Source organism: Brevundimonas sp. EU05-FHT14B07, from assembly GCF_058790795.1.
In genome coordinates, this window is sequence record NZ_JBYTCZ010000001.1 from 175,332 (window position 1) to 198,878 (window position 23,547).

Consider the following 23,547-nt stretch of genomic DNA (forward strand, 5'->3'; position numbering starts at 1 on the left):
TCGCAATCGCCGCTCAGGACCTCCACAATAGAGGCCAAGCTTGGGGGAATGCGATGGCTGAGGCGACGACGGGACTGGATCTGGGCGCGGCGGCCGCTCTGCTGGCCGCGGGCGTGCTCGCCGTCCCGGTGTTCAAGCGCATCGGCTTGGGATCGGTGCTTGGCTATCTGGCGGCGGGCCTCGCCATCGGTCCCTTCGGTCTGAAGCTGTTCCGCGAGCCCGAGACCATCCTGCACGTCGCCGAGTTCGGCGTGGTCATCTTCCTGTTCATTATCGGGCTCGAGATGCGGCCCAAACGTCTGTGGGGACTGCGCAAGGAAATCTTCGGCCTCGGCGCGGCCCAGGTGCTGTTCTGCGGCCTGATCCTGACCCTGACCGCCATGCTGGCGGGCTTCTCAGCACCTGTCGCCTTCGTCGGCGCTATGGGCTTTGTCCTGTCGTCCACCGCCGTCATCATGCAGATGCTGGAGGAGCGCGGCGAGATCGCGGGCGGGCCGGGCCAGCGGGCGGTCTCCATCCTGCTGCTCGAGGATCTGGCCATCGTGCCGCTCCTGGCCATCGTCGCCGTCTTGGCCTCAGTGCTGGGCGTGGCCAACGAACAGGCGCCGCCCCTGTGGCAGACCGTCGGCTTCGCGGTCGCGGCGGTCGGCGGTGTGCTGCTGGCCGGCAAATATCTGGTCAATCCGGTCTTCCGCCTGCTGGCCCAATATGGCGGACGCGAGGTGATGACGGCGGCGGCTTTGCTGGTCGTAGTCGGCGCCGCCTGGGCCATGTCGCTGGGCGGCCTGTCCATGGCCATGGGCGCCTTCCTGGCCGGGGTCCTGCTGTCGGAATCCACTTTCCGCCATCAGCTGGAGGCGGACGTCGAGCCGTTCCGGGCCATTCTGCTGGGCCTGTTCTTCCTCAGCGTCGGCATGTCGCTGGACGTCTCGGTCGTCGTCGCCGACTGGCGTCTGGTGCTGGGCGGGGTCGTGGCCTTTATGCTGGTCAAGGGCGTGGGCATCTATGCCGTCGCGCGCCTGTTCAAGGCCTCGCACCATGAGGCGATCGAGCGTGCAGGCCTGTTCGCACAAGGCGGCGAGTTCGCCTTCGTCCTGTATGGCGCCGCCGTCGCCGCCGGCCTGTTCGACGCGCGCATCGGGGCGATGATGTCGGCGGTGGTCATCCTGTCGATGGCCCTGACGCCCCTGACCTCGCTGCTGATTGCACGGCTGTCGCCCAAGCCGGTCCAGGACGCCGAAAGCGCCGAGGGCGTGGATTTCGCCAAGGACCTGCGCGGCCAGGTGCTGATCATCGGCTTCGGCCGTTTCGCCCAAGTCGTGTCTCAACCCCTGCTGGCCCGCGACGTCGACGTGTCGATCATCGAGAACGACGTGGAGATGATCCAGGCCGCCTCCCAGTTCGGGTTCAAGGTCTACTACGGCGACGGCACCCAGCTGCACACCCTGCGCGCTTCGGGCGCGGAGGAGGCCGAGATGGTCCTGGTCTGCGTCGACAAGCCCGAGGCCGCCGACCGAATCGTCGAACTGGTCAAGTCGGAGTTCCCGACCACCCGGATCATGGCCCGCGCCTTCGACCGAGGGCATTCGATGCGCCTGATCCAGGCCGGGGTGGACTACCAGATCCGCGAAACCTTCGAGTCGGCGCTCAAGTTCGGCGAGCGCGCCCTGGTCGAACTGGGGCTGGACGAGCATGAGGCGGCCGAGACCATCGGCGACGTGCGCCGTCGCGACGAGGCCCGCCTTGACCTGCAGCTGACCGGCGGGCTCAAGGCCGGCCGTCAGCTGATGCGCGGCAATATGCCGACGCCCCAGCCCGCACCCTACATCAAGCCCCGTCGCGAAGGCCGTCTGCTGAACGAGGACGAACAGGGGCCGCCGTCGCCCCGCGAAACGGCCGACGTCTGAGGCGGGTGGAGGCGGGCGTGACGATGCGCTAGAGCGAGGCCTTCCCGTCTTTCCGAGGTCGCCTCATGAAACGTCTCGCCATCGCCGCCCTGGCCCTCGTCGCGGTCGCCGCGCCGGCTGTCACCGTCACCGCCTGGGGCAACACCGGCCACCGCCTGATCGGCGTGGCGGCGATGCGGGCCTTGCCGGACGAACTGCCGGCCTTCCTGCGCACCCCGGCCGCCATCGCCGACGTGGGCGAGCTGGCGCGCGAGCCCGACCGCTGGAAGGGCGCGGGCCAGCCGCACGACCGCGAGCGCGACACCGCCCACTTCGTCGACCTGGACGACCAGGGGCGCGTCTACGACCAGCGCGGCATGAGCCTCAATGACCTGCCGCGCCTGAAGTCCGAATATGACGCCGCCCTGACCAAGGCCGGTCTGGATGTCAACGACGCCGGCTATCTGCCCTACGCCATGATGGACGCCTGGCAGCAGCTGGGCCGCGACTTCGCCTATTGGCGCGTGCTGAACGCCGCCGAAAAGCGCGAGACCAACATGGAGCGTCAGGCCTGGTATCGCGCCGACCGCATCCGCCGCGAGGCCCTGATCCTGCGCGACATCGGCGTCATGGGCCACTATGTCGGCGACGGTTCGCAACCGCATCACACCAGCATTCACTACAACGGCTGGGGCGACTTCCCGAACCCGGAAGGCTTCACCAACTCGCGCCAGACCCACGCCCTGTTCGAGGGCGAGTTCACCAATCGCGTCGCCCGCCTGGACGCCGTTGAGGCCGCCATGCCCGCCGCCAAACTGGACGGGTTCGACGTCAAGGCGCGCACCGTCTCCTACCTGACCACGACGCTCGGCACGGTGATCCCCTTCTATCGTCTGGAGAAGGCGGGGGCTTTCCGCGACAGCGACCCGCGCGGCGCGGCCTTCGTCAACGAACGCCTGGGCGCGGGCGCCGGCGAACTGCGCGACTTCATCGTCACTGCCTGGACCGCCTCGGGCAGCGCCTCCATCGGCTGGCCCGCCGTCAAGGTCGCCGAGGTCGAGGCCGGAACCGCCGACCCCTGGATCGCCATGGTGGGCGAGGACTGAAGCCCTTCAACCTACTTTCGTCATCCTCCGACGAGCGCAGCGAGATCGGGGGACCCAGCGGCGCCAACGGCGATGTGTCCCCCGCGCGATGCCTGAGGGTCGCGTCCGCGACAGTTTCGCGCTCTCGCGCGCCGCTGGGTCCCCCGGTTCCGCTTCGCGGCCCGGAGGATGACGAAAGAAGAGGGGTCCTTTTCGCGCGTGGGCTGAGGCGGTAAGCAGCGCCAATGTCCGACCTTCCTCCACCCGCCGTCATCCTCGACAAGTCGCAGATGGCCGAGAACATCGGCGCCGTGGCGCGGGTGATGGCCAACTTCGGCCTGACGGACCTGCGCCTGGTCACACCCCGCGACGGATGGCCCCAAGAGCGGGCCTGGGCCACGGCCTCGGGCGCCGACTGGGTGTTGGACGGCGTGCGGGTGTTCGACAGCGTCGCGGACGCCGTCGCCGACCTGAACACCGTCTTCGCCACCACCGCGCGCCCGCGCGAGACACGCCAGCCGGTCCGCACCCCGCGCGAGGCCGGCCGCGTCCTCTATGACGACACCGCCTCGGGCCTGAAGACCGGCCTGTTGTTCGGCGGCGAGCGCGCCGGGCTGGAGACGACCGACATCGCCCTGTGCGCCGGCATCGTCACCATCCCCATCGACCCCCGGCACCATTCGCTGAACCTGGCCCAGGCGGTGGCGATCAACGCCTATGAATGGCGCACCCTGATCCTGGACGCCCCGCCGCCGCGCTTCCGCGACAGCGAACCGCCGGCGTCGAACGAGCTGCTGATCGGCATGTACGAACATCTGGAGGAAGAGCTGGAAAACGGCGGCTTCTTCTATCCGCCCGAGAAGAAGCGTTCGATGAGCCAGAACCTGCGCGTCATGCTGGGCCGCGCCGCCTTCTCGGAGCAAGAGGTCGCCACCATGCGCGGCGCCATCCACGCCCTGTCGCGCGGTCGGGGCCGGGTCCTTGCCAAGCTGGCGGCCGAGCGGGCGGCCAAGGCCAAGACGGACGCGCCTGAGTGAAGCTTCTGCTGATCTATCCGTTGGCGGCGCTGGCGGAGATCGGCGGCTGTTTCGCCTTCTGGGGCTGGCTGAAGCTGGATCGTTCGCCCCTGTGGCTGATCCCGGGCGTCGTCTGCCTGATCGCCTTCGCCTGGCTGCTGACCCTGGTCCCCAGCGAGGCGGCGGGCCGCGCCTTCGCGGCCTACGGCGGCGTCTATATCTGCGCCTCCCTGATCTGGATGGCGCTGGTCGAGAAGACCCCGCCGGATCGCTGGGACATCCTGGGCGGCCTTGTCTGCCTGGTCGGCGCCGGGCTCATTCTATTCGGCCCGAGGGCCTAGCCAGCTGAACTGAGAGACACAATCGCAGACATTTCAAACTTTTGTCTCGCGTCAGCGTCATCTTCCTGCCCGCGCCCTCAGGCCGTGCGATCCTGTCTCGGTTCGCCCGCAGCGGATGCATCGCACGGTCGGGGAGGCCGAGATCAGACGAATTAGACGGTGTTTTTCCGATGCGACCGTCTGAATCGACGATGGCGCGTCAGCCCGCGCCCAGCAGGTCCGACCAGCGCCAGCTGCCTTTGCCCAGGGCCAGTTGCGCGCCGCCGGGGCGGTCTTCCAGCTTCAGGACCGCCAGGCCTGTCATGCGCTGGCTCTTGCACTCGGCCGGGGCGAAGGCGACTTCCAGGGCGATGGCCTGGCGCACGCCGGCCAGACCCTTGCCCGCCTGGTTGCGGCTTTGCAGCCAGTCGCCGTTCCAGACCAGGATGGCGCGTCCATTGGCGTCCATGTCCTGGGACGCGTCGATGACGGCGCGGCGCACGGCGGTGTCGTCGCGCACCGCGTCCTGGACCCAGCGCACCATGTCGCACGATCCGCCGCCCGATCCGGGGCCGGACCCGGCTCCGCCCGATCCGCCGCTGCCGCCGACCCCCGATCCGCCTCCGCCGCCCTGTCCCGCGCCCACCGTCATGGCGCCGGCGATCTGGGCCGCGCCCAGCAGGGGCAGGGGCGGACCCGGCGGGGCGGGCGCGGCGGGCAGGGGTTCGACGTCGGGCGGGCGTCTGCTGACCACCAGTCTCGGTCGCGCCGCCGCCACGGCCGGCGGTCGCCGCTGGGGCGCGGGCTTGGCCGGCGCGGCCGCCTGGGCGGCGGCGGCCGGCGCGTCGGGCTTTGGCGAGAGATCGGGCGCGATCACGCGCGCGGGCGGCGGCGGAGGCGGCGGGGGCGGCTCGACCAGTTCGACCATCATCGGCGGCGTCTGCGGCGTCTCGACCATCGGCTCCGCACCGCCGTGCATCAGCAGCGCCAGCCCCAGATGCGCGGCCAGGATCGGCGTCGCCGCCAGCGCCCAGCGCCGTGTGCGCGCCGCGCTCAATCGCCTATCCGTGATGGGAGTTGAACACGCCGCCGCATGGTCATCGGGACAAAACGCCTGTAAAAACCGCCATGCCCCGTTGAAAACATTCGGTCGCGTCAGGAAAGTGGCGTCGTCGTGAATACAACCGCGCGACGGCGCAGAGCGGCGATAGATGAGCGTGTCCGCCCTCCGGCATTGGCCGTCGGCGGCGCAACGCCTTCATTGAGGCGATGGTTCCGCCCTCATGCAAGAATAACGCGAATATTCGATCTGCTTATGGTCAAGCTGACATGATGCCGCCCAAAGCGCGTCATTACTCTGCCTTGTCTCATACGCCATTTTCATCTTGCGCATGAACTGGGTGTGGCGCTCCCGGCAAGAAGGAGACAGAACTTGAGCAGATCGAAACTCAGGACGGCGGTCGTCGGCGGCGCCCTCATCGCCCTCGGCTTTGCGGCCAGCGGCTGCGCCAGCCATCGTTTCGTGCGTGATCAGGTCGAAGTCGTCGACAACCGCGTGACCACCGTCGAAGGCACCGCAGGCCAGGCCCTGCAACGCGCCAACGACGCGCACAAACTGGCCGAGGGCAAGTTCCTCTATCAGGTCGTGCTGTCGGACGATTCCGTGAAATTCCCCACCGACGCGGCGGCCCTGTCGCCCGAGGCCGAGCAGCGCCTGGCTCAGTTCGCCCAGCGTCTGCAGGGCGAGAACAAGAACGTCTATCTGGAAATCCAGGGCTACACCGACTCGACCGGCACGCCCGAGCATAACGACCAGCTGGGCGAGCAACGCGCCGAGGCGGTGCGTCGCTTCCTGAACCGCCAGGGCGTCGCCCTGAACCGCATGGCCACCATCTCCTATGGCCAGGAACAGCCGGTGGCCTCGAACGACACGCCCGAGGGCCGTTCGCAGAACCGCCGCGTGACCATCGTCGTCCTGGCCTAAGCCGCCTCGACCTCGAACACCGGAACGGCGGCCGCCTTCGCAGCGGCCGCCGTTTTCGTCTCTACAGCGTGTCGAAGAAGGCCGGCACGGCCTGCGTCGCCGGCCCGTAAACGCCTTCGTCAAACAGGCGCGCCACCGAGGTCGGCTCCAGGTTGATCTCCACCGTCCGCGCCCCGGCATACCGCGCCGCCTGCACGAACCCCGCCGCCGGATAGACCGCGCCCGACGTGCCGATGGACACGAACAGGTCGCAGGCCTCCAGCGCCCGCTCGATCCGCTCCATCTGAAGCGGCATCTCCCCGAACCAGACGATGTGCGGCCGCATGACGCCTTCGGGATGATGCGGCGAGGCCTGATCCGCCGCCATGTCGCCGGCCCAGCCCATCACCACGCCCGACCGGGTGCAGCGGCCTTTCAGCAGTTCGCCGTGCATATGGATCAGCTCGAACCCGGCGGCCGGCGGCGTCTGTTCATGCGCCCGGTCGTGCAAATCATCGACGTTCTGCGTCACCAGCAGGAAGTCGCCTTCCCAACGCGCCGCCAAGTCCGCCAACGCTCGGTGCGCCGCATTGGGCCGGACATCGGCCAACTGCCGCCGCCGCTGATTATAGAAGTCCTGCACCAGCGCCGGATCGACCGCATAGCCTTCGGGCGTCGCCACATCCTCGACCCGATGCCCGCACCACAGCCCGTCCGACGCCCGAAAGGTCGGCACGCCGCTCTCGGCCGATATGCCGGCCCCGGTCAGGACGACGAGGTTTGTGTGTGACATGACGGCTTCATACCATCCTGCGCCTGCCTTAGAAGAGGAGGGAATCGTTCAGGAGCCCCCGCCATGAAAACCCGCGCCGCCGTCGCCTTCGAGGCCAAACGTCCGTTGGAGATCGTCGAGGTCGATCTGGAGGGGCCCCGCGCGGGCGAGGTGCTGATCGAGATCAAGGCCACCGGCATCTGCCACACCGACGCCTATACGCTGGACGGGCTGGACTCCGAGGGCGTCTTCCCCTCGATCCTAGGCCACGAGGGCGCGGGCGTGGTGGTCGAGGTGGGGCCGGGCGTGACCTCGGTCGCGGTCGGCGATCACGTCATCCCGCTGTACACGCCGGAATGCCGCCAGTGTAAGTCGTGCCTGTCGCGCAAGACCAACCTGTGCACCGCCATTCGCGGCACCCAGGGCAAGGGCGTCATGCCCGACGGCACCAGCCGCTTCAGCTACAAGGGTCAGGCCATCGCCCACTATATGGGCTGCTCGACCTTCTCGAACTTCACCGTCCTGCCCGAGATCGCGGTGGCCAAGATCCGCAAGGACGCGCCCTTCGATAAGGCCTGTTACGTCGGCTGCGGCGTGACCACCGGCGTGGGCGCCGTGGTCAACACGGCCAAGGTCGAGCCCGGCGCAAACTGCGTCGTCTTCGGCCTGGGCGGCATCGGCCTGAACGTCATCCAGGGGCTGAAGATGGTCGGGGCCGACATGATCGTGGGCGTGGACATCAACGGCGACAAGGAAGAATGGGGCCGTCGCTTCGGCATGACCCATTTCGTCAATCCGAAGGATGTGCCGGACGTGGTGACCCATCTGGTCCAGCTGACCGACGGCGGCGCGGACTACACCTTCGACTGCACCGGCAACACCGTTGTCATGCGCCAGGCGCTGGAGGCCTGCCACCGCGGCTGGGGCGAGAGCGTCGTCATCGGCGTCGCCGAGTCCGGCAAGGAGATCGCCACCCGCCCGTTCCAGCTGGTGACCGGCCGTGTCTGGCGCGGTTCGGCCTTCGGCGGTGCGCGCGGCCGCACCGACACGCCCAAGATCGTCGACTGGTATATGGACGGAAAGATCGAGATCGACCCGATGATCACCCACACCTTCGCCCTGGACGACATCAACAAGGCCTTCGACCTGATGCACGAGGGCAAGAGCATCCGCTCGGTCGTGGTGTTCTGACGCCTTGCGCGCCGCCGGGTTCGTTGTTTAAGAAAACGGACTGAGAGAGGGAGGTCTGACCATGTTCACCCACGTCACCGTCGGCGCCAACGACATCGAGGCGTCGCGCCAATTCTATGACGCCGCGCTCGGCGCCCTGGGCGTCGAGCCGGGCCAAGGGCCGGACCCCAAGGGGCGCTACTGGTGGCGCACCCGCATGGGCGCCTTTGCGATCGGCGCGCCCATCGACGGGGAGCCGGCCTGCCACGCCAACGGCGGCACCATCGGCTTTCACGCCAAGACGGCCGAGATGGTCCAGGCCTTCCACGACGCCGGCGTCGCGGCCGGCGGTCGCGCCATCGAGGACCCGCCCGGCGAACGCAAGGGCCCCTTCGGCCCCATGATTCTAGCCTATCTGCGCGATCCCTCGGGCAACAAGATCTGCGCCATGCATCGAAAGACCGACTGAGTGGAAATCACCAAGACCCACGCCGTCCACGGCGGAACCCTGCGCTATCTGAAGCACGACAGCACAGCGACCGGCACGCCGATGAGGCTGTCGGTCTTCACGCCGGCCGGCGAGGGGCCTTTCCCGGTGCTGATCTGGCTGTCGGGCCTGACCTGCACCGAGGATAACTTCACCACCAAGGCGGGGGCCTACCAGGCCGCCGCCGAACACGGCGTCATCATCGTGGCGCCCGACACCAGCCCGCGCGGAGAGGGCGTCGCCGACGATCCCGCCTATGACCTCGGTCAGGGCGCGGGCTTCTATGTGGATGCGACACAGGCGCCCTGGGCGCCGCATTTCCGCATGGAGACCTATGTCACCGAGGAACTGATCGCCCTGATCGACGCCGAGTTTGCGACCACGGGCGTCCGCTCGATCAGCGGCCATTCGATGGGCGGCCATGGCGCCCTGACCCTCGCGCTGAACCACCCCGACCTGTTCCGATCGGTCTCCGCCTTCGCGCCGATCTGCTCGCCGACCCGGTGCGCCTGGGGCGAAAAGGCCTTCACCGCCTATCTGGGCGACGACCGGGCGACGTGGGACCGCCACGACGCCGCCAAGCTGATCGCCGCCGGCGCGGCGCGCGGCGTCTATGACGACATCCTGATCGACCAAGGGGACGCCGACAGCTTCCTGACCGACCAGCTGAAGCCCGAGCTGCTTCAAGCCGCCGCCGACGTTGCAGGCCAGAAGGTCACGATCCGAATGCAGCCCGGCTACGACCACTCCTACTTCTTCATGGCCAGCTTCATCGCGGACCACATCGCCTTCCACGCCGAACGTTTGAAGACCTGAGCCGTCATCGGTGCTAAGCGGCCGCCATGAGCGCTTCTGATCCCTACGAACCGATGTTTTCCGCCCTGTGCCGCGAGGTGGGCTATTGCCTGCACGCCAAGGGCCAGAAGCGGGTCATCGAGGCCCTGCCCAAGGGGCTGGACGCCGCCGTGCGCGCCGTTTTCGCGGCCGAGGGCGTGGATGAACCCAATGCGCCGGGCGATGTGAAGCGGGCCGTTCGCGATTGCCTGAAGGCGAACTTGCCAGCCGCCTAACCTGATCTTGTCAGGGCGTCGGAACAATCTCGGTCGTGGTTCCCGCGGGCGTCGTGACAATGCGGATGGTGACGGGCGCCTTGCCAGTCTCCTCGACGGTCGTCGTCGTCGAAGACCAAACAGTATGACTGACGCGGCAGGTCTTACCGCCATAATTGTCCGCGCCGATTGCGGGGTCTCGGGTGCAGGTCGGCGTTTGACTCGCCATATCCGCCGCCGCCTTGTTCAGCGCCTTGAAACCAGCGCAACCGCTTCCTGAAAAGGCCAGCGCCAGCAGGGCGATTAATCCGATACGCGACATGACAGCCTCCGATTGACGGATAGACAATCGTGCGCATCATGGGCCAATGCAAATGGCCAAGCTGAACAAAAACGCGACGAAATCGCTTGGGTCAGACGCCATAGCGCCTAAATGGGGTTCACGAACAAACCCGTTTTCAGGAGACTGACATGGCCTTCACCCTGCCCCCGCTGCCCTACGCCTATGACGCGCTGGAGCCGGCCATCGACAAGGAGACGATGACCTTCCACCACGACAAGCATCACCAGACCTATGTCGACAACCTGAACAAGGCCGTCGACGCCGACGAAAACCTGAAGGGCAAGTCGCTGGAGGAAATCTTCACCAGCATCTCCACTGCGCCCAAGGCCGTGCGCAACAACGGCGGCGGTCACTGGAACCACAGCCTGTTCTGGGAACTGCTGGCCCCGGCCGATCAGGCGGGTGAGCCGTCGGCAGAGCTTAAGGCCGCCATCGACGCCGATCTGGGCGGCATGGACAAGTTCAAGGAAGACTTCAACGCCGCCGGCGCCGCGCAGTTCGGCTCGGGCTGGGCCTGGCTGATCGTGCAGAACGGCAAGCTGAAGATCACCTCGACCCCGAACCAGGACAATCCGCTGATGGACGTCGTGGACGAGCGCGGCGAGGTCATCCTGGGCGCCGACGTCTGGGAGCACGCCTATTATCTGAAATACCAGAACCGCCGCGCCGACTATCTGAAGTCGTTCTGGACGGTGGTGAACTGGAACAAGGTCAACGAACTCTACGCCGCCGCCAAATAAGGTCGGCTCAGACCAGAGACCGAGAGATGACGACGCCCGCCGGAACCTCCGGCGGGCGTTTTCGATTGCGTCATCGCAAACGGAGATCGAAGCGATGCGGATTATGATGACGGGGGCTGCTTTCGCCGCCCTGATGTTGGCGGCCTGTAACCCCAACGCAAACGCACAGAAGCCCGGCGATCCCGCGCCGCCCAATCCCACCCAGACCGTCGCCGCGCCAGCCGAGAAGCCGGTCTATCGCTTCAAGATCGGCGCGCTGGACGCCATCGCCCTGTTCGACGGCGAGAACCCGGTCAAGAACGACAACCAGACCTTCGGCGTCGGCCTGACGCCACAGGCGGTCGCCGCGCCGCTCACCGCCGCCGGACAGCCGGCCGATCCGATCATGCTGGAAATCCATCCGCTTCTGGTCAGGAACGGCGCCCGCACGATGCTGTTCGACACGGGCCTGGGCGAGGGCAAGGGCCAGTTGATGGACAGCCTGCAAAAGGCGGGCGTCGATCCGGCCTCGATCACCGACGTGCTGATCTCGCACGGCCACCCTGACCATGTCGGCGGCCTGATCCGCAACGGCGGCCTGGCCTTCCCCAATGCGGCGATCCGGATGTCGCAGGCGGAGTGGGCGTCCATCCGCGCCAATCCCGAACTGGCCGATCTGGTGCGGATCATCACGCCCAAGGTCCAGGCCTTCGAGCCGGGCGGCGAGGTCGCGCCGGGCGTCCAGTCCCAGGACACGGCCGGCCATACGCCGGGCCACGTCGCCTATCTGATCGCCGACGGCCAGAACCAGCTGCTCTACACCGGCGACCTGATGCATCACTGGATTCTGTCGGTCGAACATCCGGACTGGAAGGTCGGCTATGACGACGATCAGGCGGCAGGCCTGAAGGCGCGGCTAGACGAGGTGACGGCGCTGCGCAACTCCGGCGCCCACATCTACGCGTATCACTTCCCGTTCCCAGGCCTGGGCAAGGTGGCGACCCGCGAAGGTCGCGCCATGTTCATCTCCGAAGCCCAGTCCGCAAAGGATTAGGTCGCTAAGGACTAGATGCGAAGATCCACGCCGTGCCGGGTGCGCTCGTTCATGCGCTCGGCATGGTGCTGGCGAACCATGCGGCGCTGGCGCAGCATCTCGTGGATGCCGTCGGCGAGATCGAGCAGTTGATGATCGCTCAAAGGCTCGACCAGATCGACCAGCTGCGTCTTCAGCGTCTGCATGGCCTTGTCGGACAGGCCGGTCTGAAAGCTGTTGGGTTCGGTCTGCATTCCACTCCTCCTTGTCCTCATGCGTGGTTTGGTTGCGTCAAGGGAAGGGTGGGGCGACGGGATCGTTCCATTCCATCGTGCTTAACGGCCCGCCGTGCTTGACTCCGCCGCCCTCGCTGGCCATAAGCGCCGCCTTCCACGGGTCCGCTTCGGCGGGGCCGGGATGAATGACGGAAGATGCGTGGACCGCCGTTGAGATCGCATTCCCAATCCAGGGGATGCCGGGCCGTATCGTCGAAAAGAGAATAGAATGTCCAAGCGCCACAGCGCCAAGTACAAAATCGACCGGGCCATGGGTGAGAACCTGTGGGGCCGCGCCAAGTCGCCGGTCAACAAGCGTTCTTACGGTCCCGGCCAGCACGGTCAGCGTCGCAAGTCCAAGGTTTCGGACTTCGGTCTGCAACTGAAGGCCAAGCAGAAGCTGAAGGGCTACTACGGCAACATCACCGAGAAGCAGTTCGCCAAGACCTATGACGAGGCTGCGCGTCGCAAGGGCAACACCTCGGAAAACCTGATCGGTCTGCTGGAATCGCGCCTGGACGCCGTCGTCTACCGCGCCAAGTTCGTCCCGACCGTCTGGGCCGCCCGTCAGTTCGTCAGCCACGGCCACGTCCTGGTCAACGGCAAGAAGGTCGACATCGCCTCCTACCGCGTGAAGCCGGAAGACGTCGTCACCGTGAAGGAAAAGTCGCGCAACATGGCTCTGGTGCTCGAAGCCCAGCAGTCGTCGGAACGCGACGTGCCGGATTACCTGGAACTGTCGGACCGCTCGTTCTCGGTTCGCTACGTCCGCGTGCCGGAACTGTCGGACGTGCCGTATGCCGTGAAGATGGAACCGAACCTGGTCGTCGAATACTACGCTTCGTAAGCGGAGTTTTCTTCAGAGCGGCTATCGGCCTTCGGCCTACTTGAGCCGCTTCTGGATTTGAGTTTGGAGGGCCTCGGATTCGTCCGGGGCCTTTCGTTTTTTATCCTGTTCCCTCCAAGGGCGAACAGGCGCATTCTCGGCTGGTTCAGGCTTTGAGGCAGGGGAGGTCGTCAGTTGCGCGACTCCATCATGAAACGCTTGGCTTTGATCGCCGCCGCATCGGCGGGCCTGGCCGCCTGCGCCAGCCGCGGCGAGCCCACCGTCTCCACCGCGGGAATGCCCGGCGCGCTGGAGCCGATCCACGCCGCCGCCTTTACCAAGGACCAGGCCGTCTTCTGGGTCAGTTCGAACGGCTGCACGGCCAAGGAAGACCTGATCCCGATCGTCAGCCTGCAGGGCGGCAGCGCCGTCATCACCCTGCGCCGCATCGACGAAGACAAGTGCAAGCAGGACCTGGTCCAAGGCGTCGAGCTGAAGTGGTCGTTCGAGGAACTGGGCCTGACGCCCGGCTCGCCCGTCAGCGTCAACAACCCCTATCAGATGCCTCGCTCCTGAAAACGAGCGTAGCGTTTCGTTAAGCCTGTTCGAGCGCGTCTGATTAAGCAACGTCCGTTACGACGACAGACCGTCCCCCCAAGGTCTGTAGCTTCATGCGCTTCTTCACCTGCCTGACCGACGACCATAATCTCTGGCTCGTCGCGTTGGCCGCCGGCCTGTGCCTGATCGGTTCGATCATCACCTTCCGCTTGTATCGCCGCCTGCGCGCCGCCGAAAAGGGCACGCGTCTGGCCTGGGCCTTCATGGGCGCGGTGGCGACGGGGGCGACGATCTGGTGCACCCATTTCGTGGCGATGATCGCCTATGAGCCCGGCGTCACCATCAGCTATGGCCCCGTGCTGACCGGCCTGTCCCTGGGCGTCGCCATCGCCGGCAGCGCGCTGGCGCTCTGGGTGGCCTCGCGCCGGATGCCGGCCTCGGCCGAGATCGGCGGCGTGCTGTTCGGCCTGACCGTGGTGGCCATGCACTATACCGGCATGGCGGCCTTTGCGACCGACGCCGTCATCCACTGGTCGGCCCCATATGTCGCCGCTTCAGTTGCGGGGGCGGTCGTCTTGGGCGCCCTGGCGTTCAATCGCGCCCGGCAGTCCGGCAAGGTCGTCCCGGTCGTGCTGATGGTCCTGGGCATCGTGGCCCTGCACTTCACCGGCATGGCCGCCATGACGATCGTGCCGGTCGGCGCGCTGGTCGATATGGGCGCTGTCGGATCGACCAATCTGGTCCTGGCCTTCGCCGTCTCCGCCGTCGGATTGATGATGCTGGGCACCGGCGTCGCCAGCCACGCCTTGGACGTCCAGTCCCGTCTGCAGGCCAAGGCGCGCCTGGATCACCTGATCGAGGGCAGCGTCGATGGCATGGTGGTCGAACAGGACGGCGTGATCCTGGCCGCCAACGCCGCCTTCGCCGATCTGGCGGGTGTCCCTCACCACGCCCTGATCGGCGAACCGCTGTCGCGCTGGATCGCCGGCGTCGCCGATCTGGCGGTCAACGGCCTGAGCCAGTCCAAACTGGTCGCCGAAGGCGGGGCGGACATCCCCGTCGAGATCGCCGTGCGCCGCGACTGCGGTATGGATCACGTCATGATCTACGCCGTGCGCGATCTGCGCATGCGTCAGGCGCAGGAGCGTCGCATCGCCCATCTGGCGCGCAACGACGGCCTGACCGGCCTGCCCAACCGTTCGTCCTTCCTGGAATGGCTGACGCGCCAGACCGCCGATCTGACCGTTCCGAGCAAGGTCGCCCTCTTGGCCATGGACCTGGACCGGTTCAAGGAGGTAAACGACGTTCACGGCCATGCCGCCGGCGACCAACTGCTGATCCAGATCGCCGAACGGATGCGCGCCTGCCTGCGCCACGACGAGTTCATCGCCCGCCTGGGCGGGGACGAGTTCGTCGCCGTCGTGCCGATCCAGCACAAGGACGACGCCCTGGATCTGGTCGCGCGCCTGCGCGACGCCGTCACCGCCCCGGTCGTGCTGGACCATGCCGAGGTCGCCTGCGGTCTCAGCACCGGCATCGCGATCTGGCCCGACGACGCCCACGATCCGTCGGCCCTAATCAATGACGCAGACTTAGCGATGTACCGCGCCAAGGCCTCGCTGGGGACCGACGTCTGCTTCTACGAGGAGGAGATGGACGAGGCGGTGCGCAATCGCCGTCGCATGGCCCAGCAGATGCGCGAGGCTCTGGATCAGGGCCAGTTCAGCCTGAACTGGCAGCTGCAGGCCGCCGTCGATACCGGCGACATCACGGGTTACGAGGTGCTGCTGCGCTGGATCCAGCCGGACGGGACCTTCATTTCGCCGGCCGACTTCATTCCTCTGGCTGAAGAGAACGGTCTGATCCTGCCGATCGGCGAATGGGTGCTGCGCACCGCCTGCGCCGAGGCCGCCAGCTGGACCGAACCGCACAAGATCGCCGTCAACCTGTCGCCGGTGCAGCTAGGCCACGTCGACCTGCCGCGCCTGGTGCATCAGGTCTTGGTGGAGACCGGCCTGGCGCCGTCGCGGCTTGAGCTGGAGATCACCGAGACGGCCATGATCACCGACATGGAGCGCACGACCCACGTCCTGCGTCAGTTGAAGCTGCTGGGCGTCTCCATCGCCATGGACGACTTCGGCACCGGCTATTCATCGCTGTCGACCCTGCGCGCCTTCCCGTTCGACAAGATCAAGCTGGATCGCTCCTTCATGTCCGAACTGGACGGCGGACCTCAATCGGCCGCCATCATTCGCGCCGTCCTGGCCCTGGGCGAGAGCCTGCATATCCCCGTCCTGGCCGAGGGCGTCGAGACGCTGGAGCAGCTGGCCTTCCTGCGCGACCAGGGCTGCGACGAGGTCCAGGGCTATCTGCTCGGCCGCCCGCAAAAGACGGCCGATGCAGAGGTTCAAGCCGCTGCACGCGTTCTATGGGCCGTCGATCCGTCGATGGAAAAGGCCGCCTGATCAGGCCTTAAACGTCGGCCTTGCCGTATGCCGGCCAAACGCCCTTGCCGGCGCCGCGATACTGGACCGGCAGGCCTTCGTCCTCGCCCAGGGCTACGGCTGCATGGTGCGCCCAGTGCGGGTCGTCCAGCGCCGCGCGTGCAATGGCTATGAAGTCCGCCTGACCGGACGCCACGATGTCCTCGGCCTGCTGCGGATCGAAGATCATGCCGACGGCCATGACATTGGCCTGAGGCGTCGCCGCCTTCACGGCCTGGGCGAACCGCAGCTGATAGCCCGGCTCACCGGCCGGGATTTGCGCCTGCGCGACGTTCCCGCCCGACGTCAGGTGCAGATAGTCGTAGCCCATGTCGTGCAGCGCCTGACCAATTGCCGTCACCTCGTCCAGGGCGATGCCGCCCTCGACCCAGTCCGAGCCGTTGAAGCGTACGCCAAGCGCCTTGGTCCGGGGCCAGGCGTCGCGCAGGGCCTGGGCGACCCGCAGCGGGAATCGCGCCCGGTTCTCATAGGATCCGCCGAACTCGTCGGTGCGGTGGTTGGACACCGGCGACAGGAACTGGGTCAGCAGATAGCCGTGGGCGGCGTGCAGTTCGACCAGATCGAACCCGGCCCGGTCCGCCCGCCTCGCCGCGTCCTCGAAGGCGGCGACCACGCGGTCCATGTCGGCCGGGGTCATGGCGGTCGGCGTGTGCCAGTCATCCTTGAACGGTTCGGCCGAGGCGCTGAAGGTTTCCCACGCGCCGTCTTCGGCCGTCAGGGCGCCGCCACCTTTCCACGGCGCGCTGGTCGAAGCCTTGCGTCCGGCGTGGGCCAGTTGGATGCCAATCGGGGTGTCGCTGTAGGTGCGGATGTCGCGAATGATCCGGGCGAAGGCCTCTTCCTGGCCGTCGTTCCACAGGCCGGTGTCGTCCGGCGTGATCCGTCCCGCCGCCTCGACCCCCGTCGCCTCGACGATGATCAGTCCAGCGCCGGAGATCGCCAGTCGTCCCAGATGCTGCACGTGCCAGGGCTGAGGCACGCCGTCGATGGCCGAATACTGGCACATCGGCGCGATGGCGACGCGGTTCTTCAGCGTCAGGGGGCCGACGGCGCGGGGCGAGAACAGCTGGCTCATGAAGGACGATCCGTGGGGCAGGAGAGGGGGGACTGTAGCTATGGCGGTTGCGGTCACGTTCAACCCCGATCCTTTCCGATTGTTCACCCAGCTTTCCGATTATTCACGTGTGCGCGCCCGGCCCGCGCGGCACAAAAGGGTCAAGCTTCAACTGGGGAACACACCAATGCTTCGTCTCGCTCTCGCCATCGCCATCGCCGCCCCGCTGCTGTCGGGCTGCATCATCGTCTCGACCGAAAAGCCGACCACGCGCGTCATCACCGCGCCGGCCTCGGGCCAGTGATGCGCAGCCTGGTCAAGGGCCCGATGATCAAGGGCCAGATGATCAAGGGTCTGGCGGTCGCGGCCCTGGTCGCGCCGTTGCTGTCGGCCTGCGTCATCTATGACAGCGACGCGGGCGAGAATGTCTCGGTGAACCTGCGCCGCGACGACGCCCCGCCGGCCGAGGCCATCCGCGAAGCCCGGTTCGCCGACGGCGCCCTGGTCGCGCGCGTCGATTCCAACGGCTGCACCCAGGCGTCGGATTTCGAAGTGTCGGTGTCGGACGGCTCGCCAGCCGAGATCACGCTTCGCCGCACCAAACAGGACCTGTGCAAGGCCCTGGTCCCGGACGGCGTCGAATTGCGCTGGACCTATGTCGACCTGGGCCTGGAGCCCGGCACGCCGGCCCGCATCCTCAATGCGCTGAAGTAGGCGTCTCGAACACGGGCAGCATGTCTGGCGGAATGCGCTGCGGCCTCAGGGTCGCAGCGTCCACCAGCACCCATTCGGTGACGCCTTGGGCGCAGACGCGGCCTTGGGCGTCCTCGATCCGTACATAGCGGGTGAAGCGCGGTCCCTGCGGATCGCCGACCCAAGTGCGGGCGACCACGCCCTCTGCGCCGGGCTCGATGCCGCGCAGATAGTCGATCTCGTGCCGGGTCGCGACCCACGACCATTTCGACCGCGTCGCCTCGTCAAAGCGCGCGTTCCAGTGGGCCGTGCCCGCATCCTGCAGCCAGCCGACATAGACGACGTTGTTGACGTGGCCGTTGGCGTCGATGTGCTCGGGCCGCACGTCCAGCGGCACGACGAAGACCTCGCGGTCCTCGCGCGGCGTGAGGGTCTTCCTGGCCATCAGGCCTCGCCGAGCGGCACGCCCTTCTCGACCATAAGGGCCTGAAGTTCGCCGGCCTGGAACATCTCGCGGATGATGTCCGATCCGCCCACGAACTCGCCCTTCACATAGAGCTGCGGAATGGTGGGCCAGTCGGTGAAGCTCTTGATGCCTTCGCGCAGGGCTTCGTCCTGCAGCACGTCCACGCCCACGAAGCCGGCGCCGACATGGTCCAGGATCTGCACCGCGAGGGACGAGAAGCCGCAGCGCGGCTGGTCCGGCGTGCCCTTCATGAACAAAACCACGTCGTTCTGGGCGACGGTTTCGCCGATGAAGGCGTGGACGGGATCGGCGGCTTGGGCGGTGTCGGTCACGGATACGGGCCTTTCGTGAAGCCCGTCAGCTAGGGAGCCAAACGGGCGCGGTCAAGGCGTCCGCGACGTTCTGCACAGCCGGGAAGTACGGTCAGGCCGCCTGATTGGCCACGACGCGCGCCATCTCGATCTGCGCAGCCAAGCCCGGCGGCATGTCCCGCTCGGGCGCGGCGGCCAATGTCGCCAACCGATCGGTGTCGGTCGGATTGACGATCACGCTGGATACCGACGGGTCGGTCAGCACGTAGGACAGGCAGATCGCCTCGGCCGTCCAGTTTTGGGTGCGGTACAAGAAGCCGAAGGCGTCCTTCTTGGGCGTATCGACGGGACGCTTGTCCTTGCCGAAGCCGAACAGACCCTTTTTGAAGATCGGCGCATCGGGCGCCCGCGCGCGCCGGTCGGCGTAGAAGTCATAGGCGAAGACCGCCATGTCCTGCTCGCGCGCCGAGCGGATGCGGTTTCGGATCTTCCAGTCGGCGTTGATGTCGAATGGCGTCAGCAGGGCGTCGAACGCCCCTGTCGACACATAGGCGTCCATCACGTCGCCGCCGCCGGCGATGCCCAAAAGCTTGATCCGTCCGGTGGCGCGCATGGCCTTCAGCGCGCTGAGAGACGATTGCGCCAGTTCGGTCTCGCCCGGCTCGTGCAGCACTGCCACGTCGATCCAGCCCAGCCCCGAGAAGTGCAGCACCCGGTCGATGGCCGCCGTCATGCCTTGTGCCGAGAAGTCGCGCTGCTGGTCGCGGCCGTCGCCGGCGCCCAGGGTCAGGCTGACATAGACCAGCTTGCGGTCGACGTGCGACAAGGCCTCGCCCAGCACCTCGGCCGCCACCGGGTCGGCGGTCTCCAGCCGATAGCTGTTCACCCCGGCTTCGAGCGCCGAATACAGCAGGTCCAGCCCGGCCTCGCGCCCGCGCTTCAGCACGTCGGCGCCGAAGCTGAGCGTCAGGTTGGAGATGGCGGCGCCGGAGACGCCGAAAGGGCGATAGCGCATGGCCGTCAGCCCTCCTTGACCGGCGCGGAGGTCTCAAGCGCCAGGGCGTGCAGTTCGCCGCCCATCTGACCCTTCAGCGCGGCATAGACCATCTGGTGCTGACGCACGCGCGGCAGGCCGGTGAAGGCGCTCGACACGATCCGCGCGCGATAGTGGTCGCCGTCGCCCGCCAGATCCTCGATCTCGATCTCGGCGTCGGCGAAGGCTTCGACCAGATGCTGGCGCAGTGTTTCCACGGACATGGGCATGGCGGGCACTCACACTTCGTTGGACGCCAGTTTGCCCGATAATCCTTAATGCCGACCTACGGCGCGCGGCGGGGGCGTTCGAACAACTGGACCGGATGATCCTTGTAGGTCGCGCGCGCATAGGGACGATAACCGACCCGCGCCGCCAGCTTCAGCGAGGCCAGGTTCTCGGGCGAGATCATGCACACGGTTCGCCCCTCCAGCCTCCAGTCGGTCCAGGCCAGCGCCGCCGTCAGGGCCTCGGCCGCATAGCCCCGCCCCTGAAACCTCGGCGCCACGCCCCAGCCCAGCTCCGGCGCATCGAACGGCGGCTCCATCTCGCGGCGATAGTCGAACACCCCGACGCTGCCCAGATAGGCGCCGCCGTCCCGCTGCCGGATCGTCCAGTTGCCATGGCCCATCGCCCCCCAATGGCCGAGATCGCGCAGAAGCCGGAACCACACCTCTTCCCGCCCCAGCGCCCGGCCCATGATGTAGCGCGTGAAGTCCTCATCGGACCACAGCGTCAGCAGCTCACCGAAATCGTCGGTCGAGACGGGGCTCATCACCAGTCGCTCGGTCGTCAGAATCCTGTCGTTCACATCAGGCCCAGTTGCTTGAAGCTGGCCACCCCGTCGCGGCCGACGACCAGATGGTCGTGAACCTCGACGTTAAGGGCGCGGCCGGCCTGCACAACCTGTTTCGTGATCTCGATGTCGGGGTGGCTGGGGGTGGGATCGCCCGACGGATGGTTATGCACCAGGATCAGGGCGCTGGCCGACAGCTCCAGCGCGCGCCGCACGACCTCGCGCGGATAGACCGGCGCATGATCGACCGTGCCGCGGTTCTGCACCTCGTCCAGGATCAACTGGTTCTTCTTGTCCAGATAAAGCACCCGGAACTGCTCGCGCGGCTCGTGCTGCAAGGCGACGCGGACATAGGCCAAGAGCGCCGTCCACGACGAGATCACCGGCCGTTTCGCCGTCGGCTCCTTCGCGATCCGCCGCGTCACGTCGAAGATCAGCTGAAGGTCCAGCGCCACCGCCCGCGTCGCCTTGCCGACGGCGTATCCCATCGACCGCGCCACCTGATCCTCAATCGCCTCATGGCTGGCCGCCCCAATGCCTTCCAGGCCTCCGAACCGCGCTACCAGATCCTTGGCCAGCGGCTTGGTGTCCTTGTACGGCACGCTGCGAAACAACAGCAGCTCCAGCAACTCATAGTCGGGCAGGGCGCCCAGGCCGCCCTTGGCCGCCCGCTCACGTAGCCGGTCGCGATGACCGCTGTGGCGCGGTTTGGGCTTCACTTCAGTGTCGGCCTGCGTCGGTTTCCCGGTCTCCGGCGTGGTCACGGCGCAGCCTGTTCAGGGCCAAACTCCAACCCACGCGGCCAACGAGGCCATACGGGCGGGACCGTTGATCCGCTTGCGGGGGGAGATTGGTCGTGACGGCTGAGGAACCGCGTTCCATCCATGCGCTCCGCCGCCATGCCGACGCGGCCTTCGCTGTCCGCATAGAACGATATGAGCTGCCACGTCCCACTTTTGCGCTCGTAGGCGTTGCCGCCGCCGGGCGCGCCTCTGTTGAGATAGGCGCCGACCTGAGCTTTCAAGCCGCAGGAAGGTTCGTCTTCGGCGTAGTTGACGCAGTGGGTTAGCGGGGCGTCAGGGCCCGACCACCAGCAACTGAATATGACCTTGGTTTTCAGCGGAACGCAGCGCTCGAGCTCTGTGCCCTGATCAGACATCATTCCGATGGCGCTTGGCTTGGAAGGCGCGCGATCAGCGGCGCAGCCCAGCAGCAGCACCGCTAGGCCTATCATAGCGCAGACATTCCTCATCGGCGAATCCATCAGGTTGCGTTCCGGCAACCTAGCGTCGCGCTATCGATCGAGAAAGTGCCTGTCTCTAAAGCGCGCCGCCGCCGTCCGTCAGTTCGGTCGGAACAGCCCCGCCGGCGACGCCGTGAAGATTTCCAGTCCGTCTTCCGTCACCCCGATGGTGTGCTCGCACTGGGCCGACAGGGACTTGTCGCGCGTCACGGCGGTCCACCCGTCGGACAACACCTTCACGTGCGGCTTGCCCAGGTTCACCATCGGCTCGACGGTGAAGAACATGCCGGGTTTCAGCACCGCGCCCTCGCCGCGACGGCCGTAGTGCAGGACGTTGGGGCTGTCGTGGAAGACTCGGCCGATGCCGTGGCCGCAGAAGTCGCGCACCACGCTCATCCGCTGGGCCTCGACGAACTTCTGGATCGCATAGCCGATGTCGCCGAACGTGTTGCCCGGCTTGACCTGCTCCAGGCCCAGATCCAGCGACTGATAGGTCACGTCAATCAGCTTCTTGGCCCGCGCATTGATCTCGCCCACCGCATACATGCGGCTGGAATCGCCGTGCCAGCCGTCCACGATCACGGTGTGGTCGATGTTGACGATGTCGCCGTCCTTCAGCACCCGGTCGCCGGGAATGCCGTGGCAAACGACGTGGTTGATCGAGGTGCAGACGGTCTTCTCGTAGCCCTTGTAGCCCAGGCAGGCGGGCAGGCCGCCGTTGTCCAGGGTGAACTCGCGCACCAGATCGTCGATCGTGCTGGTCAGGACGCCCGGCTTCACATGCGCCGCGATCATGTCCAGCGCCTCGGCGACCAGACGGCCGGCCTTGCGCATGCCCTCGAAGTCTTCCGCCTCATGGATGCGGATGGCGCTGGAGCGGACCAGGACGTCGGTTTCGAGTTCGGGCGTTTCGTACATGGGGCGATCGGTCTGCAAAAGGCGGGATACGGCGCAATCCGTTCGCCGCAGATGGGCGTTATAGCATGAAACCTCAAGCCTGCCCCCGGATTCCCGCATGACCGACGCTGACACCGACCGTTCCGGCCCGACCGCTGCCGTGCTGGTCATTGGAGACGAAATCCTGTCGGGCCGGACCCAGGACACCAACACCAACACCATCGCCCGCTTTCTGGCGGCGTTGGGGATCGACCTGATGGAGGCGCGGGTCGTCAGCGACGATCACGGCCGGATCGTCGAGGCGTTGGACGCCCTCCGCTCACGCTGGGACTATGTCTTCACCACCGGCGGCATCGGTCCGACCCATGACGACATCACCGCCGACGCCGTGGCGGCCGCCTTCGGCGTGGCCCTGCCTGAACATCCCGACGCGCTGGCGATCCTGTCGCGCCGCTATGGCGACGACTTCAACGCCGCGCGCCGTCGCATGGCGCGCATCCCGGAAGGCGGCGTTCTGATCGCCAATCCGGTCACCGATGCGCCCGGCTTCCAGATTGGCAATGTCTTCGTCATGGCCGGCGTGCCCAAGATCATGGAGGCGATGCTGGAGGATGTGGCCCCGCGCCTGCGCACCAGCGCCATCGTTCATGCCCAGACCTTGAAGGTCAGAGGCGTGGGCGAGGGGGCTGTGGCGGATGTGTTACGCGCAGCAGCCAACCAGCGCCGCGACCTGTCCTTCGGCAGCTACCCCTTCGGCCATGGCAGCGTCGGCGAGATGGGAATCCATCTGGTTATTCGTGGCCGCAACGCCGATCAGATCCATGCGGCGGCGCATGATTTGATCGCAGAACTGCGTAATCTGGGCATCGACGTTGCCGCTGCGTAACCTCGCAAAGCCGTGATCGTGTGCGGCTCGGGCGCCACGGTTTCGCCTGTTTCCGGTCCGATGGGGGCCTTGCCCGCAACGCTTTCGCGCCGCGAACGCTGAGAGGGCTCCTCCCCTGATCGACCGCGCGTAATGCGGCCGGCGCTTACTTAGGTGTATGAA

29 protein-coding genes are annotated in these 23,547 nt (G+C 66.8%); 16 read left to right on the top strand and 13 right to left on the bottom strand.

Annotated features, from left to right (window positions below):
- Positions 1-53: 53 nt before the first annotated feature.
- From AC3WRC_RS00880 to AC3WRC_RS00895, 4 genes are all read left to right on the top strand, one after another.
- The gene (locus tag AC3WRC_RS00880) at positions 54-1,907 is read left to right on the top strand and encodes a monovalent cation:proton antiporter-2 (CPA2) family protein (protein ID WP_492302486.1); all 1,854 of its coding nucleotides are present in this window, start codon (positions 54-56) and stop codon (positions 1,905-1,907) included.
- Positions 1,908-1,972: 65 nt separating this feature from the next.
- Positions 1,973-2,992, top strand: coding sequence for a phospholipase C/P1 nuclease family protein (locus AC3WRC_RS00885; protein ID WP_492302487.1), 1,020 nt, complete (start codon positions 1,973-1,975; stop codon positions 2,990-2,992).
- A gap of 224 nt (positions 2,993-3,216) precedes the next feature.
- Positions 3,217-4,008 carry an RNA methyltransferase gene (locus AC3WRC_RS00890; protein WP_492302489.1) on the top strand — a complete coding sequence of 264 codons (792 nt, stop codon included), beginning with the start codon at positions 3,217-3,219 and terminating at the stop codon, positions 4,006-4,008.
- Positions 4,005-4,328, top strand: coding sequence for a YnfA family protein (locus AC3WRC_RS00895; protein ID WP_492302490.1), 324 nt, complete (start codon positions 4,005-4,007; stop codon positions 4,326-4,328). The genes AC3WRC_RS00890 and AC3WRC_RS00895 overlap by 4 nt, the downstream gene beginning before the upstream one ends.
- A 199-nt stretch (positions 4,329-4,527) precedes the next feature.
- Here the strand turns inward: AC3WRC_RS00895 and AC3WRC_RS00900 are convergent, their stop codons facing one another.
- Positions 4,528-5,364, bottom strand: a complete 837-nt coding sequence (locus AC3WRC_RS00900; RefSeq protein ID WP_492302491.1) for a hypothetical protein — start codon at positions 5,362-5,364, stop codon at positions 4,528-4,530.
- 375 nt (positions 5,365-5,739) lie between these two features.
- Here AC3WRC_RS00900 and AC3WRC_RS00905 point away from each other — a divergent pair, with 375 nt between their 5' ends.
- Positions 5,740-6,291 (top strand): OmpA family protein, encoded by a 552-nt coding sequence (locus AC3WRC_RS00905; protein WP_039244254.1) that lies wholly within the window; start codon positions 5,740-5,742, stop codon positions 6,289-6,291.
- Positions 6,292-6,352: 61 nt separating this feature from the next.
- Here AC3WRC_RS00905 and AC3WRC_RS00910 read toward each other — a convergent pair whose 3' ends face one another.
- Complete coding sequence (locus AC3WRC_RS00910) at positions 6,353-7,063, bottom strand: NAD-dependent deacylase (protein WP_066549832.1); 711 nt, start codon at positions 7,061-7,063, stop codon at positions 6,353-6,355.
- A 63-nt stretch (positions 7,064-7,126) separates the two neighbouring features.
- On the opposite strand from AC3WRC_RS00910, the gene AC3WRC_RS00915 reads away from it, so the two are divergent.
- The 4 genes from AC3WRC_RS00915 (at position 7,127) to AC3WRC_RS00930 (ending at position 9,769) form a co-directional block, all read left to right on the top strand.
- Positions 7,127-8,233, top strand: a complete 1,107-nt coding sequence (locus tag AC3WRC_RS00915; protein WP_492302492.1) for an S-(hydroxymethyl)glutathione dehydrogenase/class III alcohol dehydrogenase — start codon at positions 7,127-7,129, stop codon at positions 8,231-8,233.
- 61 nt (positions 8,234-8,294) lie between these two features.
- Positions 8,295-8,681 (top strand): VOC family protein, encoded by a 387-nt coding sequence (locus tag AC3WRC_RS00920; protein WP_492302493.1) that lies wholly within the window; start codon positions 8,295-8,297, stop codon positions 8,679-8,681.
- Positions 8,682-9,515: an S-formylglutathione hydrolase gene (fghA, locus tag AC3WRC_RS00925; protein WP_492302495.1), complete on the top strand. Its 834-nt coding sequence runs from the start codon at positions 8,682-8,684 to the stop codon at positions 9,513-9,515. It abuts the gene before it with no gap.
- 26 nt (positions 9,516-9,541) lie between these two features.
- A complete protein-coding gene (locus tag AC3WRC_RS00930; protein ID WP_184279343.1) occupies positions 9,542-9,769 on the top strand; it encodes a hypothetical protein in 228 nt (75 codons plus the stop codon).
- A gap of 10 nt (positions 9,770-9,779) precedes the next feature.
- On the opposite strand, the gene AC3WRC_RS00935 is transcribed toward AC3WRC_RS00930, so the two are convergent.
- Positions 9,780-10,070 (bottom strand): hypothetical protein, encoded by a 291-nt coding sequence (locus tag AC3WRC_RS00935; protein ID WP_492302496.1) that lies wholly within the window; start codon positions 10,068-10,070, stop codon positions 9,780-9,782.
- 149 nt (positions 10,071-10,219) lie between these two features.
- On the opposite strand from AC3WRC_RS00935, the gene AC3WRC_RS00940 reads away from it, so the two are divergent.
- Together AC3WRC_RS00940 and AC3WRC_RS00945 are read left to right on the top strand one after the other, a co-directional pair.
- A complete protein-coding gene (locus AC3WRC_RS00940) occupies positions 10,220-10,831 on the top strand; it encodes a superoxide dismutase (protein WP_017504687.1) in 612 nt (203 codons plus the stop codon).
- A gap of 94 nt (positions 10,832-10,925) precedes the next feature.
- The gene (locus AC3WRC_RS00945; RefSeq protein WP_492302497.1) at positions 10,926-11,864 is read left to right on the top strand and encodes an MBL fold metallo-hydrolase; all 939 of its coding nucleotides are present in this window, start codon (positions 10,926-10,928) and stop codon (positions 11,862-11,864) included.
- An 11-nt stretch (positions 11,865-11,875) separates the two neighbouring features.
- Here AC3WRC_RS00945 and AC3WRC_RS00950 read toward each other — a convergent pair whose 3' ends face one another.
- Positions 11,876-12,097 carry a hypothetical protein gene (locus AC3WRC_RS00950; protein WP_153925935.1) on the bottom strand — a complete coding sequence of 74 codons (222 nt, stop codon included), beginning with the start codon at positions 12,095-12,097 and terminating at the stop codon, positions 11,876-11,878.
- 250 nt (positions 12,098-12,347) lie between these two features.
- On the opposite strand from AC3WRC_RS00950, the gene rpsD reads away from it, so the two are divergent.
- The 3 genes from rpsD to AC3WRC_RS00965 all read left to right on the top strand — a co-directional run bounded on the left by rpsD (position 12,348) and on the right by AC3WRC_RS00965 (position 15,967).
- Entirely contained in the window at positions 12,348-12,965 is a 618-nt protein-coding gene (rpsD, locus tag AC3WRC_RS00955) for a 30S ribosomal protein S4 (protein WP_055806141.1), read from the top strand.
- 189 nt (positions 12,966-13,154) lie between these two features.
- Positions 13,155-13,520 carry a hypothetical protein gene (locus AC3WRC_RS00960; RefSeq protein ID WP_055753328.1) on the top strand — a complete coding sequence of 122 codons (366 nt, stop codon included), beginning with the start codon at positions 13,155-13,157 and terminating at the stop codon, positions 13,518-13,520.
- Between the two features lie 95 nt (positions 13,521-13,615).
- Positions 13,616-15,967, top strand: coding sequence for a bifunctional diguanylate cyclase/phosphodiesterase (locus tag AC3WRC_RS00965; protein ID WP_165118117.1), 2,352 nt, complete (start codon positions 13,616-13,618; stop codon positions 15,965-15,967).
- A 7-nt stretch (positions 15,968-15,974) separates the two neighbouring features.
- Here the strand turns inward: AC3WRC_RS00965 and AC3WRC_RS00970 are convergent, their stop codons facing one another.
- Entirely contained in the window at positions 15,975-17,081 is a 1,107-nt protein-coding gene (locus AC3WRC_RS00970; protein WP_492302500.1) for an NADH:flavin oxidoreductase/NADH oxidase, read from the bottom strand.
- Positions 17,082-17,363: 282 nt separating this feature from the next.
- On the opposite strand from AC3WRC_RS00970, the gene AC3WRC_RS00975 reads away from it, so the two are divergent.
- Entirely contained in the window at positions 17,364-17,774 is a 411-nt protein-coding gene (locus tag AC3WRC_RS00975; RefSeq protein WP_492302502.1) for a hypothetical protein, read from the top strand.
- Here the strand turns inward: AC3WRC_RS00975 and AC3WRC_RS00980 are convergent.
- The 8 genes from AC3WRC_RS00980 to map all read right to left on the bottom strand — a co-directional run bounded on the left by AC3WRC_RS00980 (position 17,758) and on the right by map (position 22,520).
- Positions 17,758-18,198 (bottom strand): acyl-CoA thioesterase, encoded by a 441-nt coding sequence (locus tag AC3WRC_RS00980; RefSeq protein WP_492302503.1) that lies wholly within the window; start codon positions 18,196-18,198, stop codon positions 17,758-17,760. The genes AC3WRC_RS00975 and AC3WRC_RS00980 overlap by 17 nt on opposite strands.
- Positions 18,198-18,551, bottom strand: a complete 354-nt coding sequence (gene grxD / locus AC3WRC_RS00985; RefSeq protein ID WP_017504696.1) for a Grx4 family monothiol glutaredoxin — start codon at positions 18,549-18,551, stop codon at positions 18,198-18,200. Before grxD ends, AC3WRC_RS00980 begins: the two co-directional genes overlap by 1 nt.
- 91 nt (positions 18,552-18,642) lie before the next feature.
- Positions 18,643-19,545 carry an aldo-keto reductase family protein gene (locus tag AC3WRC_RS00990; protein ID WP_055806130.1) on the bottom strand — a complete coding sequence of 301 codons (903 nt, stop codon included), beginning with the start codon at positions 19,543-19,545 and terminating at the stop codon, positions 18,643-18,645.
- Positions 19,546-19,550: 5 nt separating this feature from the next.
- Positions 19,551-19,793, bottom strand: coding sequence for a BolA/IbaG family iron-sulfur metabolism protein (locus tag AC3WRC_RS00995; protein ID WP_492302505.1), 243 nt, complete (start codon positions 19,791-19,793; stop codon positions 19,551-19,553).
- Positions 19,794-19,849: 56 nt separating this feature from the next.
- Positions 19,850-20,374: a GNAT family N-acetyltransferase gene (locus AC3WRC_RS01000; RefSeq protein WP_492302506.1), complete on the bottom strand. Its 525-nt coding sequence runs from the start codon at positions 20,372-20,374 to the stop codon at positions 19,850-19,852.
- On the bottom strand, positions 20,371-21,123 hold the full coding sequence (gene radC, locus AC3WRC_RS01005) for a RadC family protein (protein WP_492302507.1): 753 nt from the start codon (positions 21,121-21,123) through the stop codon (positions 20,371-20,373). Before radC ends, AC3WRC_RS01000 begins: the two co-directional genes overlap by 4 nt.
- The gene (locus AC3WRC_RS01010; RefSeq protein WP_492302509.1) at positions 21,120-21,641 is read right to left on the bottom strand and encodes a hypothetical protein; all 522 of its coding nucleotides are present in this window, start codon (positions 21,639-21,641) and stop codon (positions 21,120-21,122) included. Before AC3WRC_RS01010 ends, radC begins: the two co-directional genes overlap by 4 nt.
- A 60-nt stretch (positions 21,642-21,701) precedes the next feature.
- The gene (gene map / locus AC3WRC_RS01015; RefSeq protein WP_017504701.1) at positions 21,702-22,520 is read right to left on the bottom strand and encodes a type I methionyl aminopeptidase; all 819 of its coding nucleotides are present in this window, start codon (positions 22,518-22,520) and stop codon (positions 21,702-21,704) included.
- A 97-nt stretch (positions 22,521-22,617) separates the two neighbouring features.
- Between map and AC3WRC_RS01020 the strand changes: the two genes are divergently transcribed.
- Entirely contained in the window at positions 22,618-23,385 is a 768-nt protein-coding gene (locus AC3WRC_RS01020; RefSeq protein ID WP_492302511.1) for a competence/damage-inducible protein A, read from the top strand.
- Positions 23,386-23,547 lie beyond the last annotated feature (162 nt).